Raw genomic sequence first — 469 nt, 5'->3', positions numbered from 1 at the left:
AGCCGCGCGGTGTTAGGTGAGGTGCGGCCTTGGTACCAGCCGAGCGGGCGTGCGCCGGTCAGCCGCGTGTGAAGCGCGACCGCTTCTGCGATGTGCTCGCGCTCGACGGATTCGGGAACGGACTGGTAATCGATCCAGCGCAAGCCGTGGCTCGCGATCTCCCAACCGGCTGTCATCATGGCTTCGACAGCCGCCGGATTCGCCTCCATCGCCCTGGCGACGCCGAATACAGTGAGCGGCAGCCGACGTTCGGTAAAGAGCCGGTACAGCCGCCAAAATCCGGCGCGGCCACCGTATTCGTAGAGGCTCTCCATCGCCATCGCACGAGCGGGATGCGAGGGCGCCCCGACCATGTCGGAGAGAAAGGCTTCGGAGCCGCGATCGCCGTTGAGGACGCTGTTCTCGGCGCCTTCCTCGTAGTTGACGACGAACTGGACCGCGACGCGCGCACCGCCGGGCCAGCAGGGAT

General features: G+C 66.7%; 1 protein-coding gene. It reads right to left on the bottom strand.

The window, feature by feature from the left end; genetic code table 11:
* Nucleotides 1–469 (bottom strand): polysaccharide deacetylase family protein (locus tag AACY52_RS30735; RefSeq protein WP_339561452.1); only part of this gene is annotated, 469 nt, incomplete at both ends.

Source organism: Pseudomonas sp. EA_65y_Pfl1_P113 (assembly GCF_963970525.1).
Lineage (GTDB): Bacteria > Pseudomonadota > Gammaproteobacteria > Pseudomonadales > Pseudomonadaceae > Aquipseudomonas > Aquipseudomonas tritici.
This window is presented reverse-complemented; position numbering and strand designations above follow the sequence as displayed.